The 17,389-nt window shown below is 69.9% G+C and carries 14 protein-coding genes and 2 pseudogenes; 10 read left to right on the forward strand and 6 right to left on the reverse strand.

The window, feature by feature from the left end; all coding sequences use genetic code 11:
* Together Q2100_RS18075 and mycP are read left to right on the forward strand one after the other, a co-directional pair.
* A pseudogene (locus Q2100_RS18075) lies at positions 1 to 349 on the forward strand (type VII secretion integral membrane protein EccD); the annotation flags it as partial.
* A 50-nt stretch (positions 350 to 399) separates the two neighbouring features.
* The gene (gene mycP, locus Q2100_RS18080; protein ID WP_302915185.1) at positions 400 to 1,695 is read left to right on the forward strand and encodes a type VII secretion-associated serine protease mycosin; all 1,296 of its coding nucleotides are present in this window, start codon (positions 400 to 402) and stop codon (positions 1,693 to 1,695) included.
* On the opposite strand, the gene eccB is transcribed toward mycP, so the two are convergent.
* The 3 genes from eccB to Q2100_RS18095 all read right to left on the reverse strand — a co-directional run bounded on the left by eccB (position 1,660) and on the right by Q2100_RS18095 (position 4,841).
* Positions 1,660 to 3,066 carry a type VII secretion protein EccB gene (eccB, locus tag Q2100_RS18085; protein WP_302915175.1) on the reverse strand — a complete coding sequence of 469 codons (1,407 nt, stop codon included), beginning with the start codon at positions 3,064 to 3,066 and terminating at the stop codon, positions 1,660 to 1,662. The genes mycP and eccB overlap by 36 nt on opposite strands.
* A 66-nt stretch (positions 3,067 to 3,132) precedes the next feature.
* Entirely contained in the window at positions 3,133 to 4,185 is a 1,053-nt protein-coding gene (locus Q2100_RS18090) for a polyprenyl synthetase family protein (protein ID WP_302915176.1), read from the reverse strand.
* Complete coding sequence (locus Q2100_RS18095) at positions 4,182 to 4,841, reverse strand: hypothetical protein (RefSeq protein ID WP_302915177.1); 660 nt, start codon at positions 4,839 to 4,841, stop codon at positions 4,182 to 4,184. Before Q2100_RS18095 ends, Q2100_RS18090 begins: the two co-directional genes overlap by 4 nt.
* Before the next feature lie 96 nt (positions 4,842 to 4,937).
* Here Q2100_RS18095 and Q2100_RS18100 point away from each other — a divergent pair, with 96 nt between their 5' ends.
* From Q2100_RS18100 to Q2100_RS18115, 4 genes are read left to right on the forward strand one after another with little or no spacing between them, the layout of a single operon-like run.
* Positions 4,938 to 6,398: a hypothetical protein gene (locus Q2100_RS18100; RefSeq protein ID WP_302915178.1), complete on the forward strand. Its 1,461-nt coding sequence runs from the start codon at positions 4,938 to 4,940 to the stop codon at positions 6,396 to 6,398.
* Positions 6,398 to 7,129 (forward strand): hypothetical protein, encoded by a 732-nt coding sequence (locus Q2100_RS18105; protein ID WP_302915179.1) that lies wholly within the window; start codon positions 6,398 to 6,400, stop codon positions 7,127 to 7,129. The genes Q2100_RS18100 and Q2100_RS18105 overlap by 1 nt, the downstream gene beginning before the upstream one ends.
* The gene (locus Q2100_RS18110) at positions 7,126 to 10,332 is read left to right on the forward strand and encodes an ATP-binding protein (protein WP_302915180.1); all 3,207 of its coding nucleotides are present in this window, start codon (positions 7,126 to 7,128) and stop codon (positions 10,330 to 10,332) included. Before Q2100_RS18105 ends, Q2100_RS18110 begins: the two co-directional genes overlap by 4 nt.
* Positions 10,329 to 12,407, forward strand: coding sequence for an FAD-dependent oxidoreductase (locus Q2100_RS18115; protein ID WP_302915181.1), 2,079 nt, complete (start codon positions 10,329 to 10,331; stop codon positions 12,405 to 12,407). Before Q2100_RS18110 ends, Q2100_RS18115 begins: the two co-directional genes overlap by 4 nt.
* 32 nt (positions 12,408 to 12,439) lie before the next feature.
* Here the strand turns inward: Q2100_RS18115 and Q2100_RS18120 are convergent, their stop codons facing one another.
* The gene (locus Q2100_RS18120) at positions 12,440 to 12,994 is read right to left on the reverse strand and encodes a CGNR zinc finger domain-containing protein (RefSeq protein WP_302915186.1); all 555 of its coding nucleotides are present in this window, start codon (positions 12,992 to 12,994) and stop codon (positions 12,440 to 12,442) included.
* Positions 12,995 to 13,070: 76 nt separating this feature from the next.
* Here Q2100_RS18120 and Q2100_RS18125 point away from each other — a divergent pair, with 76 nt between their 5' ends.
* From Q2100_RS18125 to Q2100_RS18140, 4 genes are all read left to right on the forward strand, one after another.
* Positions 13,071 to 14,117, forward strand: a complete 1,047-nt coding sequence (locus Q2100_RS18125) for an EamA family transporter (protein WP_302915182.1) — start codon at positions 13,071 to 13,073, stop codon at positions 14,115 to 14,117.
* A 23-nt stretch (positions 14,118 to 14,140) separates the two neighbouring features.
* Positions 14,141 to 14,809, forward strand: coding sequence for a cutinase family protein (locus tag Q2100_RS18130; RefSeq protein ID WP_407667647.1), 669 nt, complete (start codon positions 14,141 to 14,143; stop codon positions 14,807 to 14,809).
* A 96-nt stretch (positions 14,810 to 14,905) separates the two neighbouring features.
* Positions 14,906 to 15,496 (forward strand): cutinase family protein, encoded by a 591-nt coding sequence (locus Q2100_RS18135; RefSeq protein WP_302915188.1) that lies wholly within the window; start codon positions 14,906 to 14,908, stop codon positions 15,494 to 15,496.
* A gap of 40 nt (positions 15,497 to 15,536) precedes the next feature.
* Positions 15,537 to 16,226: a cutinase family protein gene (locus Q2100_RS18140; protein WP_302915183.1), complete on the forward strand. Its 690-nt coding sequence runs from the start codon at positions 15,537 to 15,539 to the stop codon at positions 16,224 to 16,226.
* A gap of 2 nt (positions 16,227 to 16,228) precedes the next feature.
* Here the strand turns inward: Q2100_RS18140 and truA are convergent, their stop codons facing one another.
* The gene (truA, locus tag Q2100_RS18145; RefSeq protein ID WP_302915184.1) at positions 16,229 to 17,092 is read right to left on the reverse strand and encodes a tRNA pseudouridine(38-40) synthase TruA; all 864 of its coding nucleotides are present in this window, start codon (positions 17,090 to 17,092) and stop codon (positions 16,229 to 16,231) included.
* Between the two features lie 13 nt (positions 17,093 to 17,105).
* Positions 17,106 to 17,389: pseudogene (locus tag Q2100_RS18150) on the reverse strand (50S ribosomal protein L17); the annotation flags it as partial.

Genomic DNA, 17,389 nt, shown 5'->3' on the forward strand with positions numbered 1-17,389 from the left:
GCCGGTCGACGCCGGCTTCGGCGGGGCCGTCGGCCTGGCGCTGCTGCTGCGGAGCCGGTCGCACGCCGACGGTTGGTGCCGCACCGCCCTGACCGTGTGCGGCATGGGTTGTCTCACAGCGGCGTTCATTGCCCTGTCGGTGGCGATGACGGGTCAGGCGTTCTGGATCGCGGTGTCGACGGTTGTGGCCGGATCAGTCGCGCTGTCACCGGCTGCGCGGTCGGCGGCCGGTCCCGTCGCGGCGCGCGCCGTCGACGCGCTCGAGTACATCGCACTCACCGCGGTGCTGCCACTGGCCTGCTGGATCGCGGGCGTGTTCGCCGCAATCCGCGGGTGGCAGCTGCCGTGAGCACGGCGGGCCGGCTCGTCGCGGCGGTCGTGGTGGGCACCGCCCCACTGATGACGGCTCCGGTCGCCTCAGCGGTGACGCCTCCCGCCGTCGACGACACGTTGTTGCCCGCGCCTCGCCCGCCGGCGCCCCCTGACCTGACCGAGCCGCAGGGCGAGTGCCTGGACGCCGCCGACGCCGGCGACGCGGCCGGCGGCACAGGACGGCTCGACATGCTCGCGCTGGATGAGGTCCGGCCGCTGACCCGGGGAGCCGGCCAGACTGTCGCGGTCATCGACACCGGGGTGACGCGGCACCGGTTGTTGCCGCACCTGGTGCCGGGCGGAGACTACGTGTCGACAGGCGACGGCACCGAGGACTGCGACGGCCACGGCACGATCGTCGCCGGGATCATCGGAGCCGCAGTGTCGCCCGGGCAGGCCGGCGGTGTCGCACCTGAGGCGTCGATTGTGACGATCCGGCAGTCCAGCAACCGGTTCCGGGCCGTCGACGATCCCGGCGGGTCGGGCTACGGCGACGTCGCGACGTTGGCGATGGCCGTCCGCAGCGCCGCCGACCTCGGCGCGACCGTGATCAACGTGTCGTCGGTGGCGTGCCTGTCCGCGGCGGACGCTCCCGACGACCGCCCCCTCGGCGCCGCCCTCGCCTACGCCGTCGACGTCAAGAACGTCGTCGTCGTGGCCGCCGCGGGCAACGTCGGTGGTGCTGGCCAGTGCCCGGAGCAGAATCCCGCGGCCGACCCGGCCCGCCCAGCCGGACCGGACTGGGAGTCCGTGCGCACCGTGGTGAGTCCGGCCTGGTACGACGATCTGGTGCTGACGGTCGGCTCGGTCGACGCCTCGGGCGCGCCGTCGGCGTTCAGCCTGGCGGGGCCGTGGGTCGACGTGGCGGCGCCCGGCGAGGAAGTCGTCGCACTGGACCCTGACGGCGAGGGGCTGATCACCGCACTGCCCACACCGTCGGGCGGTGAGCCGATCTCCGGCACCAGCTACGCGGCTCCCGTGGTGAGCGGCGTTGCGGCACTGGTCCGGTCGCGATGGCCGCAGCTGACCGCCCGACAGGTGATGGCCCGCATCGAGGACACCGCCCGACAACCGGCGGCGGGCTGGGACCCGGTCGTCGGCCACGGTGTCGTCGATGCGGTCGCCGCCGTGACCGGAACGGCGCCGGCGGCGAACGCTCGCCGCGGCGGACCGGTGCGGCTGGATTCACCCCCGACCGCCGCCGAACCGGACACCCGCCCTCGCCGTGTCGCGGCCTACGGCGCCGCCGTGTGCGTCCTGGTGGCCGCAGCGGTCGCGCTCAGCGCGTCAGCCGGGCCCCGGTCCCGCCACCGCGTCGTGTAGGACTGACGCGCGATCCCTGCTCAGTTCGGGTCCGCGCGGCAATCTCGCCAGCACCGGCCACGGCGCCGGTGTCGCGTTGGCAGGCAGGCCCAGATGCTGCGCGGTCTGTACGTCGCGCACTCCGAACACCACACCGAGATCGTCAACCAGGTAGAGCGGTCCCGCGCTGCCACCCGACCCGCCGACACCGACCGCGCGTACGAAGAGACTGCGTCCGGCCGGCACCTCCACCGCGTCGAGTCCCGGCCCCGCGCCGTCGGCCTGTGCCAGCGCGACGAGCCCGGGTCCGGACGGGACGGCCTCGGCCCGCCACAGCGTGGTCCCGGCTGGCGACGGAGCGCCGCCGTCGTGCCATCGCGCGCACAGCACCGGTGGGTCCACGACTGTCACGCGTGCCGGAAAGGTTGCAACGGGCAGTGTCTCGACCGACGGTGCGGCTGCGAGCGCCGTGGCGGCGACCGTCGGGATGTCACGGTGCGGCTGGGTGACCGTGAGTCGGATCAGGTCCGCGGTGACCTCCCCGATGCGTTGCACACCGTCGGTCAGGACGACGTAGTGCTCGGCAGCCTCGGCGCGCGCCAAACGCACCACGGTGCCGACCGGATACCCGCCGAGCGGCGCCGGCCCGGCGGATCCGGCCCCCGGGATGGTGGGCGCGACGATGGGCGGATCCTCGGGGATGGTGTCGAGCAGGGTGCGTGACACCGGCCGAGGCGTTCGGCCGTCGAGCCGCAACGCCCGGGCGACGGCACGGTCGCGCAGGTCGACCTGCGCGCGTCGGCCGGCGTGCAGCAGGTATGTGGTGGCGGCGCTCTCGGCCACGGGGGCGACCAGCACCGCGTCGGCACTGCCGAACGGCGCCGCGTCTGCGGGTGAGCCCACCCGCACGATCGTCCGGTCCGCGGAGTCGCAGACGTCCCAGATTGATTCGGCCGCCGGCAAGGCGGTGCCGATGGACGTCGGTGCCCCGGCGATTCCGACCATCGGGCCGCGGCGGGCCGAGGCGACCGCCTGCTCGCTCACCACCGTCGGGTCGTCCGCGGCGCCCGCAACCAGGCGTGCGGACGCCAGATTCGGCACCGGGTGGATGGTGTCACCGATCCGTACGTAGAGGGCGCCGGACTCCCGGACCGTCACGATGGTCGCGCCGTCGATCGCACCCTGTGGTCTCAGGAACGCGAGAACGGCACACCCGGCGATCGCGATCACTGCCAGCACGGCACCGGCGGTCAGCGAAAGCGACTGTGCGCGTAGCGGATCGTCGAGCATCCGGACGTCCCCGCGCACCAGCGCATGCTGCATCCGGCGCGTCAGGAAGCGGTGTGCACTGACCTGCAGCCGAGTGGTCGTGCGTTCCCGTGATTCCGCCATGGCATCCCCCGAGGAGAGCCTAACGGCCTGCGGCACAACGCCATGTCACCAATCTCGGCGCAGCGGTCAGCGCCATCGCGCCCATACGTAGGGCACCAGCGCCCGCAGGAAGTCCAGGTCCGGTCCGGGCTCGGCCTGGGCGAAAGCCTGCTCGAAGTACTCCTCGGCGACGAGCAGGATGCCTTCGGCGTACTCACGGGTGAACGCGATGCTGCCGTAGTCGTCCATCAGCCGCCGCACCGCGGACACCTGCTCGGCCGTGCGTTCGGCGCGGGTGCGCCGCAGATAGTCGCGCACCAGCACCTTGTCGGCACCGGTTGCCGACGACATCAGATGCACCAGTGGAAGCGTGCGCTTGCCCTCGAAGAGATCCCCGAGGATTTCCTTACCGTAGGTGGCCTCGTCGCCGACCAGGTTGAGCAGGTCGTCACGGATCTGGAACGCCGCGCCGAAGTGGAAGCCGAAACGCACCAAGGGTCGCAGGTCGGCGGTGCCTCGCGAGCCGATGATCGCTCCGACCCGCAAGGGATGGATCGTGGTGTACCAGCAGGTCTTGTGCATGATGAGGTTGAGGCAGTCCTGCGGGTCGAGGTTCTCGACGTCGTCACGCTGCCAACCGATCTCGATGGCCTGTCCCTCGAGGGTGCGCAGGGCCATGGTGTCGAATTCGCTCCACACCAGGTCGGCCAGGTCCCGGTCGAGTCGCCGGGTGGCACGCCGCAGCACCTGCCCGGCCACGATCGCCAGTCCGTCGCCGGCGTTGAGTGCCGCGGCGAGCCCGTGACTCGCCGACAGCGTGGGCCGGCCCCGGCGCATCTCACTGCCGTCGGCGATGTCGTCGTGGACCAGGAAGGCGTTGTGCAGCAGTTCGATCGCCACGCCGACGCCCAGGAGTTCCTCGGTGGGAGCCCCGAATGCCCGCCCGGCGGCCAGGCACAGGGCCGGGCGCAGCGCCTTGCCCGGGCGCGATGGATACTCGCGCATCGGCCCGTAGAGCCAGTGCACCGGTTCCCCGTCGGGCATGGCGTCGAGCATGGTGCGACGGACCGCCCGGCCGACCTCGCGCAGGGTGGCCTCGACATTCTCGACCAGGTCGAGCGCGTCGGCGGTGTCGGTCATTCCCGCACCGTCAGCATCATCGACAGCCACAGGTCCGGGTGGTCGTCCACGAGAAGAGTGCCGCGATACACCCCGGGCGGCGTGCCGTCGGGTACCTGCACGGTGACCACTGTCCCGACACTGGTCCGCGGTGGCAGGGGTACCGACCGGCGGTCGAACGTCACTTGAGCCGCGGCGATGCTGTGTCCGGTGTGACCGAGCAGCTCGCTGCTGCGCAACCGGACCTCACCGAGGTCGTCCGGACCACCGTTGTGCAGCCATACCTCGGTGTGAGCCGCACCGGCGCCGGTGACGGTGAGGTGAACGGTGTTCGCCGGTAGGCCGCCCACAACGTCGAGCGTCGCGACACCACCGGCGGCGGCATTGGACGTGCCAGCCGTCGGCGTAATTTTCGATATCAAGTTCTGCCATGCCGAGAAAAGGCCGTCGACACGAGCGTCGGGTGCAGCGTTTCGCGTTGTCGCCGTTGCGTTGTCGTCGGAATCATCCCGCGACCCGGATGACTCGCCCTCAGCGAACACCGTCACGAACCGGTCGACGAGTTCCGTTGCGGCGCGCAGTCCTTGGGACTGCACCGCCCCCAACGCCCGCGCATTCGCTGCCGGGTCGAACACCGCTGCCCAGGGCAGGTCGAGCAGCGTGCTGTCGTCGCCCAAACCACGCTCGGCCAACTCGCCCCCCGATCGCCGTTTTTCCGCTGTTTCGCCAGTACAACGCTATGCTAAGGCGTCAATTCATGGGAGGCGGGGACCATGGCAGATATTCGCAGTAACTCGTTGGCTGTGTTCGGTGAGATCGACAGACAGGTCGTCGAGTCGGAAGCGGAATCCACCGCCGCGCATGCTCAGATCGTCGCGCTCGTCGAGAAGCTGATGCCCTACTCCACCGGGTTGGGGCGGCAGGGCTGGTTTCGCGAGCTGCAGGAGTTCCTGGGGTCGAGGCCGATGCGCCGATCGAGGTCACCCTTCGAGTTCCCTTCCATCGCTCAGGCACGCGAGGAACTGACCCGGACACCGCGGCCGCGTAGATCGTGGACGGACGTTGCGGCCAAGGAGGATCGCAATCCTGCGCGGGCGAGGGCGGCGTTCGGACTGGTCACCCTGGAGCGGATCAAGCAACTGCGCGGGGACGGGATCGACGAGACGCTGTCGGACGTGCTCACCGGACTGGTCGAGCCGTGGCCGGTGCCGGCGGAACCGCTCGTCCCCAGGGACGGCCCCCGCGATCCGGCCAGCAACGCCAGTTATCTGCTGGAGAACATCGACCGCGTCACCGATCGCGAATCCTGGAAGGTCCTCGCCGCCGAAGCCGTCAGCCCGGAGTTCGCGAACGATTCGCTGCCCTGCTTCGGCACCCTCGAGGACGCCGGCGGACAGTACTGCAGCACGCTCTACACCGAATGCTGCGACGACGACATCACCGTCGACCAGGTCAAGGCGATCATCCATCCGGCGAACTGGCATCTGTGCTATCCGAAATTCTTCCAGTCGATGACCAAGCAGCAGCCCTACTTCACCAGTGACGGTTGGTGCCGGATCCTCGAGGAGATCTCCGCCGAACCCGAGTACTACACGCTGAAGACCGCACTCATCTTCTCGCTCGAGAATAGCGACAACGGCTTCTACATCAACTACCAGTTGGACCCCAACCGCCAAGGCGAGGACAAGTGCATCGGCATCGTCGAAATCGACAACGGCTACGTGTGGGTGACCCCGAAACCGGACGGCACGGGGGTCCGGGTCCGCACCAGCAAGGAGGAGCGGGTCAACGGCCTCAGCCCGACCGCGACGGCGGCACTCGGTTGCCAGCTCGGCTGGGGTGACTCGGCCTACGAGATGATCATCGCCGCCGCGCGGAAGGCGACAAACGGCGACTTCAACCCTAATAAGAAGCCCGTCGAGGGCTGGCCCATGGGTGCGCAGAGCAAGAAACCCGTCGACACCGGCCCCAACGTGACCTTCCCGCCGGTCCCCGCCACGCTGCCGATCAACTTCGCCGACGGGGTCAAAGACGGCGCCGAACTGCTCACCAGCCTGATCAAAAAGGTGAGCAGCAACACCGGCGACGCCGCGAGCCGGTGGCTGGACGGCACGGTGAAGACCGATGTCGAGGAGGTGACCACCCAGATGGGTAAGGATCTCAAGGAGTGGTCGCTGGAGGTCTACGAGAAGGCGGAGCGAAATGTGAAGCCACCGAAGGATGTGACGCCCTGATGGACGACCCGAAAGTCATCGCCGCAAAGATCGCCGCGCGCGCGTCGGCCACGGTCGACGAAGCAGCGAAGGTCGCCGTCGACGCCGCCAACAAAATCAACGACAATGACACGACGAACTTCACGCCCGACGACGCCGCGGCGTCGCTGTTCGAGATGACGAGGATCGCGATCCGCGGCGCCTCCGACATCGCCCGGATTCCGCTGCAGACAGCGCCGGACCCGAAGGTGTTGCTGTTGGCCGACCACCTCTCCACCGTGGTGCGGCGCGGCCTGCTCGAGGCCACGCGGGTCGCCGAGGACAGCCTTGCGGCGTTCAGCGCGAAGAAGGACTTCTTCGACCGAGACGAATGGCTGACGTCGGCGATCAAGCTGACCCGCATCGGCATGCTGCGCGGCGCCGAGATCGCCCAGACCATCGCGGCCGGACCGGGCGCTTACGGAAACCCAGTGCTGACCAGCGATCCCATCCCCGTCGAGGATATCCGGACGTGGGACCGGACCCTGACGGCGAAGTCGCTGTGCCGTAAGGACGTGCCGAACGAGGACATCTGTGGGCTCGTCAGCTTCGAACCCGCCGATGCCCGGCTTCTCGCCAACGCCACCACTTTCCGGCTCGTGGTGAACTCCGCCGGCATCCCGAGCGGCGTATACGTCGGCGAGGTGACGATGACCGGCACCGGCGCCGGGGCGGGCACCGTCGACACCCAGACGGTGTCCTTCGAGTTGTGACTCCGACGAATCGACCAGCCTCCGGGGTCGACCGGCTGCTAGACCGCGCCGTCGCGGCGCTGGCCGACGGTGACCGGACTACGGCGAACCGGCTCGCCGGACAGGTGTTGGCCGTCGACAGCGACAACACCGACGCCGAGGACCTGCTGGCCGCCCCCGCCAATCACGGTGAGATCCGGCGGCTCACGATCATGTTCGTCGACCTGGTGGATTCCACCGCTCTGTCGACCCGCATCGAGCCGGAGGTCTACCGCACCGTGGTCGGCCGCTACCGCGATGACGTGCTGCGCGTCGTGCGTGCCTACGAAGGCCATGTGGGCAACACCAAGGGTGACGGTCTGCTGGCATTCTTCGGCCATCCCCGCGCGCACGAGGACGACGTGCGACGGTCGGTGCAGGCCGGATTGGACATCACACGCGAGGTGACCGCCCTCAGCGATCGGGTGCACAAGCGCTTCGGCTTCGACATCAACGTGCGGGTCGGAATCCACCGGGGCATCGTCTATCTCGATACAGCACAGGACGACGTCTACGGCCTCGCGGCGAACCTGGCCGCCCGCGTCTGCAGCCTCGCCGAACCCGGCACGGTGGCCGTGTCGTCGGCGATCGAGCCGTTGATCCGTGACGGCTTCGACCTCGAGGCCCGGCTGCCGCGCAACGTCAAAGGTGTTGACGTCCCGGTGCACTACTTCCGCGTCCTGGCTGAACGCGACGTCGTCGCGACGCCGCTCGGCCCGTTGGTGGGCCGCAGCGACGAACACCGGTATCTCCAGCGGGGTTGGTCGCAGGCCTTGACGAACGGCCTCGACAATCCGGGGGTGCTGTTCGCGGGTGACGCGGGCATCGGCAAGAGCCGGCTCGCATGGTCGGCGGTCGACATGGCCGAACACTCGCACGGCGCGGTGCTCCAGCTCATCGGCTCGCCCTTCCACACCGACGTGGGGCTGCGACCGATCCGCCGACTGCTCGAACGGCAGTGCGGGATAACGCGCACCTCGGATGCCGATGAGCGCCTGCGTCGTCTACGGCGTGAGGTCGAGCACCGTTCCCTTGACGCCGACGCCGTCGTCCCACTATTGGCGCCTGTTCTGGGCATCGGCGCCGACAGCGGATATGAACCGGTGCATGCCGAGGGCCGCAGACTCTACGACCTCATCGGCGAGGCAGTACAGACATATCTGCTGAGCTGTGTGCGCAGCGCGCCGTCCGTGGTGCTCGTCGAAGATCTGCACTGGTTCGACGAGACGACCATCGAGGTCGTACAGGCGCTCCTGCGCGCCGACCTCGGCGGGCACGTCCTGGTCGTGATGACCAGTCGCGTCCCGGTCGCCGTGTCGGACCTGTCGCGGACGACGGTGTTCGAGCTGCAGCCGCTCAACCCCGACGAGGTCGCCGAACTGACGACGGCGCTGCACCCCGGCGCCACCGACGACGAGCAGCGCATTGTCCACCGGCGCTGTGACGGGGTGCCGCTCTACATCGAGGAGGTGGTGGCCAAGCTCAGGCAGCAGACGGCCGCAGGCACCCGGTCGGTCGAGGTACCGGACAGCCTGTACGAAGCGCTGTTCGCCCGGCTTCGCACCAGCACTGAAGCGCTGCGGGTGGTCGAGGCCGCGGCGATCATCGGCAGCCGAGTGGACCGCGGCCTGCTGATGGCTGCCACCGACCTCGACGGCGCCGCCGTCGATGAGGTCATCACGCAGCTGACGGCCGGCCGGGTGCTCGAACCGCTCGACGCCGAGAGTTGGCGGTTCCGGCACGAATTGCTTCGAGAAGTCGCCGCCGAGCTCTCGCCACCGAGCATCCGGCGGACACTGCACAGCCGAGTCGCCGATGCACTGGTCTCCGGGCCTGTCGAGGGCAATCCCGACTGGCCGCTGATCGCCCGCCACTACGAACGGGCCGAACGGCATCTCGAAGCGGCGTCGGCCTACGGCCGGGCAGCGGCGAACGCGTGGACGCGTGGTGCACTCGGGGAAGCACGCACCCATCTCACCTACGCGGTGACGCAGATCGAGCAGGCACCGCCCGGCGCGGACCGCCATCGACTCGAGATCGACCTGAGGCTGCGCCGCGCACTGCTGGCACAGGCCGCCGAAGGAGTGTCCAGCGCCAACGCGGCGACCGACTTCGAACGCTGCCTCGAGCTGTGCAGCAGCGACCTGCGCGACGACGACGTGTTCTCGACGGTCATGTCGCTGTACCCGTACTACACGATGCGCGCCGACCTCGATCGTGCCGAACTGCTCGTCACCTCGATCCGGGCCAACCTCGTGGGATCGCGGCAGGCCTTCCTCCCGATCAACGACCTCGCGTTGGGGATGCTCGCGTGGTACCGGGGCGAATTCGCGCACGCACGAGGCAAATTCGACGTCGCGCTGAAAATGCTCACTCCGGAAGCGGAACGCGAACTCGAGGCCATGCTGTTCATGCCGAACGACGCGTCAGCGGGCCTGTACACCCATCGCGCACTGTCCCACGCGCTCGACGGTGATCTGCGCGCAGCGGAGGAAGAGCTCCGCAGGGTCGAGGACCGTTGTGCCCAATTACCCTTCCCCAAGGGGGCATTCAGCCTGGCCTACGCCCGGCAGATCGAAGTACTCTTCCGCATCGAGGCGGGACAGTTCGACCGTGCCCGCCAGGTCGCGGGACAATTGACGGAACTAGGGCAGCAGCACGGCTTCGATTCGTGGGCCATGGTGGGCGCCGCCCAGGACGCCACCGTCAGTGCGATCGCCGCTGCGGACGACTCCACCGGCACCGTCGACCTCAGCGGTCACATCGCCACGATGCAGATGTATGTCGACGCCTGGCGCGCGCTGGGAGCCATCTCCCTGGTCACGTTCTACGACGCGGTGCTGGCGCGGCTGTGGATCGCCGCCGTCGCCCACGACGAGGCCAAGCAGCGATTGGACACGGCGCTCGATCTGGCGGAGTCCACCGGCATGCACTTCTACGACGCCGAACTGCTCCGGCTGCGCGCGCACACACACGACGACATCGCGACGATGCACGCGGACCTCCAAGCGGCGTTGCAGCTCGCGCGTCGACAGGATGCCCGGGTCTTCGAATTGCGTGCGGCGCTGTCGTACCACGAGTCCGACGGGCCGGGCGCCTCGGAGGCGCTCCTCGAAGCGGTGAGCCGGTTCCCTGCACACAGCGACTGGCCCGAACTCGTCCGCGCGAGGGCCCTTCTCGGGTGAGTGCCGGCGGCGGAGCGGTCGCGATCCTCGGCGGCGGCATGGCCGGTCTCAGCGCGGCATGGCGGCTCAGCGAGCCTGGTTGGCGGGACCGGTTCGACTCGATCACCGTGTACCAGCGCGGCTGGCGACTCGGCGGCAAGGCGGCGTCCAGCCGCGGGAACAGCGGCCGCATCGAGGAACACGGCCTGCACATCTGGCTCGGCTCCTACGAGAACGCCTTCCGGATGCTGCGCGAGTGTTATGCCGAATTGGACAGGGCCACCACTGATCCGGAATCGCCGATCGCGTCGTGGCGCGAGGCACTCGTTCCCGCCGACAATCCCGGTCTCACCGAGCGCTTCGGCGGTGAATGGACGACTTGGCTGGGCACCCACCCTCACGACGACGACCTGCCGGGGGCACCGGACGACGAAGAGGGCCGAGCACTGACAGCGGTGACCTTCGTCGAACGCGCGCTGCGTTTGTTGGCCGCTTTCACCGCCTCGCTCACCGGCGATGACACCCCGGCGGCCGGGCTGTCGTTCACCGCGTCGGCCCAGCCGCCGCGCGCGAAGTCGTCGGCCGGCCTTGACGCACTCAGGCGGGCCCTGTTGGCCGGAGTACTCGCATTCGGCGATTCCGGTGGTGCAGCGGGCAATCCGACGCTGTTGGTCGAGGCAGTGCTCCGCGCGGCACGGGAGTCGATCGAATACGAGAGCCGGGCGGCCGACCGGCGCGGATGGATCCTGGCCTCGCTCCTGGCCGCCGCCATCGGCGGAATCATCGCCGACGACCTGATCACCGATCCGCGCGGGTTTCGCGCCATCAACGACGTCGACTTCGGGGTATGGGTGCTCAGCCACGGCGGCCACCCGGACATCCTGGAGTCACCCCTGATACGCGGGTTGTACGACCTCGTGTTCGGCTACGCCGACGGCGACCCGGAACGACCGGCGGTCGCGGCCGGAACCATGGTGTTCCTGATCGGCCAGGTGTTGTTCGGTTATCGCGGCGCAATCTTCTGGAAGATGACGGCGGGCATGGGTGACGTCGTCATCGCCCCGCTGTACCAGGCACTGCGGCGGCGGGGAGTTCGGTTCGAGTTCTTCCACCGGCTCGTCGCGCTGCAGCCGGACCCGCGCGGCCATACGATCGAGACAATCGCTCTGGCAAGACAACTCGATCTCGCGGACGGCCGCGAAGTGTACGAACCGTTGACGACGGTCAAGGGTCTGCCGGTGTTTCCCGCCACGCCGCTGACCGACCAGGTCGTCGCGACCACCACGGTCGGCGATCTGGAATCGCACTTCACCGAGCCCTCGGACGTCGAGCAGCGCGTGCTGCGTCGGGGTGAACATTTCGACCACGTGGTTCTGGCCGTCTCCATCGGCATGCTGCCCGTCGTCGCGCCCGCCCTCATCTCCGACCGTCCCGAGTGGGCGCAGATGACCGCCCACGTCAAGACCGTCGCCACCCAGGCGCTGCAACTGTGGTTGCGACCGGCGGAAAGGGCACTTGGCTGGCACGCGCCCGGCGCAACGATCAGCGCATACCTGAGGCCTTTCGAGACGTGGGCCTCGATGCCCCAGACATTGTGGGCCGAGCACTGGCCCGACGGCGACGCGCCGCAGACGGTGGCCTACTTCTGCGGCAGCCTGAAGGCTCGGTGGCCGACCGCGGAGCCCCACGACGACTACCTGTCCCGCTGGCGTGAAGCGGTGCTCGCCGACGCCACCCACCACGTGGAGGCAAACCTCGCGCTGTTCTTCCCGAACGCCTATCGCGCTGGTGATTTCCAATGGGAACTGTTGTGTGGCAACGATGCTCGTGTAGGCAAGGCGGCCATCGAGACACAACACCTCAGCGTCAACGTGGATCCGTCCGACCGCTATGTGCAGTCGGTGCCGGGCAGCGACCGGTACCGGCTGCGTCCGGACGAGAGCGGCTACGACAACCTGGTGCTCGCCGGTGACTGGACCGACACGGGTATCAACGCGGGCTGCATCGAGGCGGCGGTGGTGTCGGGGCTGCAGGCCGCCAACGCGCTCTTGGGCCGGGGCCGCTACCACCGCATCCGCGGCTTCTACATGCCCTGATCTTCCGGCCGCCGGGCGCATCAAAGCCGGCGTCACGAGTCCTTGGCGCGCCGTTCGCGATACGCGGCCACGTGCTGGCGGTTGCCGCAGTTGCCGGTGTCGCAGAACATCCGGGACCGGTTGCGGGAAAGATCCACCAGCACCGCTTCGCAGTCGGGTGCCGCGCACACCTTGAGCCGTCGCAACTCGCCCCCGCGGATCAGGTCCGCGAGCGCCATCGCCATCTCCGCGCCCATCCGCTGCCACAGCGGGTCGTGCACCGATGCCAGATGCAGGTGCCATTCCGGCATCTCGGGGTGGCGGGTGAGCCACGGCGCCGCTCGGGTGTCACTGAGGAGCGCGTTGACGTGACCGACCGTGCGTTCCTCGTCGTCGGCCACCGCCCAGATCGCGCCCAGCCGCTGCCGGAGCCGGTGCACGTCGGCCAGCTCGGCGGCGTCGCGGTCGCGCCTGCCGGTCCAGCCGAAGCCGTCGAGGTACTCGTCGAGTGCGGCCACGTCGGCGAGTTGTTCGCCGTCCACCCGGTCGGTGTTGATCAGCACACACGCCGCGCGCAGGGTGAGCTCGGTGTCATGAGTGAAAACCATTTGACTCATGACTCCCTCCGCAGTTAGCGTCATGACCAAAGCTCATTTTACTCCTTACATGAGGGGAGGTCGCCACATGGCGTCCACGCTGCGCCCGGCACCGGCCGTCCACGAGTTCCGGATGGGCCTGATGTTCGCCGTCGGGTCCGCTCTCGCGTTCGGCATGTCGGGCCCCCTCGGCAAGTCGCTGATGGCAGCGGGCTGGAGCCCCACCGCGGCGGTCACCGCCCGGCTCGCCGGCGGCGCCCTGCTGATGGCACTGTTCGCCACCGCCGTGCGACCGGGCTGGATCCGCGAGGCGCTGACCCACCGCCGCACCGTCGTCGCCTACGGACTCGTGCCGATCGCCGGCGCGCAGCTGTTCTACTACAACGCCGTCAACCACCTGTCGGTCGGCGTGGCACTGCTGCTCGAGTACACCGCACCGGTCCTGGTGGTGGCCTGGCTCTGGATCAGCACCAGGAGGCGGCCCAGCTCGCTCACCCTCGCCGGCGCGGCGACCGCGGTCGTCGGAATCATGCTGGTGCTCGGGGTGGTCGGCGCGGGCGGACTGGCCGCCGCGCATATCAATCTCGTCAGCGTCGGCTGGGGTCTGGCCGCGGCGGTCTGCGCGGCCTGCTACTTCCTGATGTCGGACAAGGTCGGCGGGCAACGCCCCGACGGCTCTGCCGGGCTGCATCCGATCACCCTGGCCGCCGGCGGGCTGGCGGTGGGTGCCGCCACCACCGCCCTGCTCGGCCTGACCGGCGTGATGCCGATGACGTTCACCGCCCGCGACGCCGTCATCGCGGGATGGACCACGTCCTGGGTGGTGCCCGTGATCGCCCTCGGCCTCGTCCCCACCGCCGTGGCCTATTCGCTCGGCATCGTCGGCATCGCCCGGCTGCGCCCGCGGTTCGCCTCGCTGGTCGGGCTGTCCGAGGTGATGTTCGCCGTGCTTGCGGCCTGGCTGCTGCTCGGCGAGGCCATCAGCGCGACCCAGGCCCTCGGCGGCGCGGTGGTGCTGCTCGGCCTGGCCGTCGCACGGCTCGGCGACCGCAGCGACACCGCCGCGGCGCACGCCGCGGACTGGCCCGACACCGTCGGCGAGCTTCCTCACACGCAGTCCGTTGGCCGCAACTGACCCACCTGTGTGAGTATGACCCGGTGACGTTGCTTAGCTCCGCTTCCCGATTCGCCGCCGTCGTGGCCGCCGCGCTGTCGGCGGCCGCCCTCACCGTGGCCGGGCCGGCCCCCGTGGCCGCCGCCCAGGGTTGCTCCGACGTCGAGTTGATCTTCGCCCGCGGCACCAGCGAACCGGGCGGCATCGGCCGGGTGGGCCAGGCGCTGGCCGACCAGATGCGGCCGCTGCTCGGCGGTCGCACGCTGAGCACCTACGGCGTGAACTATCCCGCCACCTACGACTTCCTCACCACGGCCGACGGCGCCAACGACGTCACCGCGCGGATCGCCTCGGTGTCGGGACAGTGCCCCTCGACCCGGTTCGTGCTGGGGGGCTACTCACAGGGGGCGGCGGTGATGGACATGCTGGCCGGCGTGCCGCCACTGGGCGACCGGATCGGTGCCATCGCCTCGGCGCCGCCGCTGCCGGGCGGCTACAACAGCAAGGTCGCCGCGGTCGCGGTGTTCGGCAACCCGTCGGCCAAGTTCGGCAGCCCGCTGTCGGCGCGGGGCACCTTCGCGGGCAAGAGCATCGACGCGTGCAGCGACGGCGACCCGATCTGCTCGGACGGCCGCAACCCGTTCGCGCACACCCGATACGAGGCCTCGCCCTTCGTCACCCAGGCCGCCACGTTCGCCGCGGGACTGATTTAGCAACTTCGCGCGTTACACTTCAGCGTGAGCTCTGATCTTGTTTCACGCCGGGTGCTGCGCCGGGCGATCATCGTCACCGCCGCCGTCCTCTCGGCCATGGCCGCCGTCCTGGTGGGCGGACCGGCCACCGCAACGGCCCAGGACTGTCCCGACGTCGAGGTGGTGTTCGCCCGCGGCACCGACGAGGCGGCCGGCCTGGGCCGGATCGGCAACGCGTTCGTCGAGTCGCTGCGCGGCCGGGTCGGCGACCGGTCGGTCGGCGCCTACGCGGTGAACTATCCGGCAAGCTATGACTTCCTGGCAGCGGCCGCGGGCGCCAACGACGCCAGCGGCCACATCCAGTACATGGTCGCCAACTGCCCGAACACCCGTCTGGTGCTCGGCGGTTACTCCCAGGGCGCCGCCGTCATCGACGTCATCGCCGCAGTTCCGGTGCCCGCCATCGGCTTCAATTCTCCGCTACCGGCCAACGTGCCGGATCACGTTGCGGCCGTTGCGGTCTTCGGCAACCCAACGGCGAAACTGGGTCTTCCGCTCACCCGCAGCCCGGTCTACGGCGCCCGGGCGATCGACCTGTGCAACCCCGGCGACCCCGTCTGCACCGACGGCGAGAGCGTTGCCGCGCACCGCGACTACGCGGGTGCGGCGGCCGACCAGGCGGCGCGCTTCGCCGCCGGACTTCTCTAGCCCGGCCGTGCCGTCAATTTCTTTGGCTACTATCGGCTGGGTGAATGCTGTGAACACCTGGGCCCGCCGGTGCGGCCTGGCCGCCTCCGCTGTCCTCGTCGCCGCCGGTCTGCTGGTCGCGCCTGCCGCCGTCCCCGTCGACGGCGTCGCGGCCACGGCGTCGGCGCAGGCCTGCCCGCAGGTCGAGGTGATCTTCGCCCGCGGCCGGGTCGAGTCCCCTGGCGCGGGCCTCATCGGCAACAACTTCATCAGTGCACTGCGCAACAAGTCCGACCGGGACATCAACCTCTACGCGGTGAACTACCCCGCCGACACCCAGGTCGACATCGGCGCCAACGACATGAGCTCCCGCATCCAGGACATGGCGGGCCGATGCCCCGACACCCGGCTGGTGCTCGGCGGCTATTCATTGGGCGCCGCGGTCACCGATATCGTGCTGGCCGCACCGATCGCCGCTTTCGGGTTCAAGAAGCCACTGCCCCCGGGCATGGACCAGAAGATCGCGGCCGTCGCGCTGTTCGGCAACGGCAGCGCGTGGGCCGGCCCGATCGGCGCGCTCAGCCCGCTCTACCGTGAGCGCACCATCGAGTTGTGCCACGGCGCGGACCCCATCTGTAACCCGGCCGATCCGAACACCTGGGAGAAGAACTGGGGTGACCACGCGGCCAGGGCCTACATCAACGCCGGCATGGTCAACCAGGCCGCCGACTTCGTCGCAGGCCGCATCTGACGTCAGTCGATCACGCGCAGCTCGCGGGTGACCGTGGTGCGGGCCGCCAGCTGATCGTCGGGCGGGTAGTCCACACCGACCAGCGTGAGGCCGTGCGCCGGCGCGGCGGCGAAGTCGCTCGACCGCCGGGACGCCGTGAGCAGGCCCGCGCACCAGCCGGGGTCGCGCCGGCCCTCGCCCACGGCGAGTAGCGCGCCGACCAGCGAGCGCACCATCGACCAGCAGAAGGCGTCGGCGGTGACGTGCGCGGTGATCAGGTCACCGTCGCGCGACCAGTCCAGCCGCTGCAGATCGCGGATCGTGGTGGCGCCCTCGCGGTGCCGGCAGAAGGCGGCGAAGTCGTGCAGGCCGATCAACGGCCCGGAGGCGACCGCCATCGCGTCGACGTCGAGCGCACGCGGCCAGGCCGTCACGAACCGCGACAGCTGCGGCATCACGCCGTACGGGGCCGTCGACAGCCGGTAGGTGTAGTGCCTGCGCAGCGCCGAGAACCGGGCATCGAATCCAGCTGCGGCGCGGGCGATCCCGAGGACCCGGACGTCGTCGGGCAGGAACCGGCCCAGCCGGCGCACCAGCGGGCCGAACTCGGTCTCCCCCGGTGGGCTGCGCCGCGGGTAGGCGTGTGACAGCGCGGCAGCGGGCACGTCGACGTGGCCGACCTGGCCGGTGGCGTGCACCCCGGTGTCGGTGCGGCCGGCGGCCCGCATCACCACCCGCGTACGGAACACCGTGGACAACGCCTCGTCCAGCACACCGGCCACCGTGCGCTGGCCCGTCTGCGCCGCCCAGCCCGCGAACGCTGTGCCGTCGTAGGCGATCTCGAGCCGAAGACGAACAAGCCCGCCACCGGAGTCGATGGCGGGCATGTTCACAGCGTGACTACTTGGCGTCGTCGCCCTTGTCAGCGGTCGGGTCGTCGGTCTCCGTCGAGCGCGACGCCTCGGCGGCGGTGGTGTCCTCCGCCTCGGGCAGCGCGTCGGTGGCGGCGGTCTCCTCGGCAGAGGAGTCGTCGGCGACCGGGCCCTCGGTGGCCTCCGGCTCGACCGCGGCCTGCGGCGCCGCCGCGGCGGCCACCGGAGCGGCCTTGGAGCCGCCCGACCGGCGGGCCCGGTTGGCCTCCGAGGTGACAGTGGTCTCCCGCACCAGCTCGATGACGGCCATCG

The sequence above is a fragment of the Mycolicibacterium arseniciresistens genome (assembly GCF_030519285.1).
Lineage (GTDB): Bacteria > Actinomycetota > Actinomycetes > Mycobacteriales > Mycobacteriaceae > Mycobacterium > Mycobacterium arseniciresistens.

Bases quoted from the DNA above. Each gene is read 5' to 3' on its own strand.
- mycP (WP_302915185.1), top strand. From the start codon at position 400: ATGACGGCTCCGGTCGCCTCAGCGGTGACGCCTCCCGCCGTCGACGAC.
- eccB (WP_302915175.1), bottom strand. From the start codon at position 3,066: ATGGCGGAATCACGGGAACGCACGACCACTCGGCTGCAGGTCAGTGCA.
- Q2100_RS18090 (WP_302915176.1), bottom strand. From the start codon at position 4,185: ATGACCGACACCGCCGACGCGCTCGACCTGGTCGAGAATGTCGAGGCC.
- Q2100_RS18100 (WP_302915178.1), top strand. From the start codon at position 4,938: ATGGCAGATATTCGCAGTAACTCGTTGGCTGTGTTCGGTGAGATCGAC.
- Q2100_RS18105 (WP_302915179.1), top strand. From the start codon at position 6,398: ATGGACGACCCGAAAGTCATCGCCGCAAAGATCGCCGCGCGCGCGTCG.
- Q2100_RS18120 (WP_302915186.1), bottom strand. From the start codon at position 12,994: ATGGTTTTCACTCATGACACCGAGCTCACCCTGCGCGCGGCGTGTGTG.
- Q2100_RS18125 (WP_302915182.1), top strand. From the start codon at position 13,071: ATGGCGTCCACGCTGCGCCCGGCACCGGCCGTCCACGAGTTCCGGATG.
- Q2100_RS18135 (WP_302915188.1), top strand. From the start codon at position 14,906: ATGGCCGCCGTCCTGGTGGGCGGACCGGCCACCGCAACGGCCCAGGAC.
- truA (WP_302915184.1), bottom strand. From the start codon at position 17,092: ATGCCCGCCATCGACTCCGGTGGCGGGCTTGTTCGTCTTCGGCTCGAG.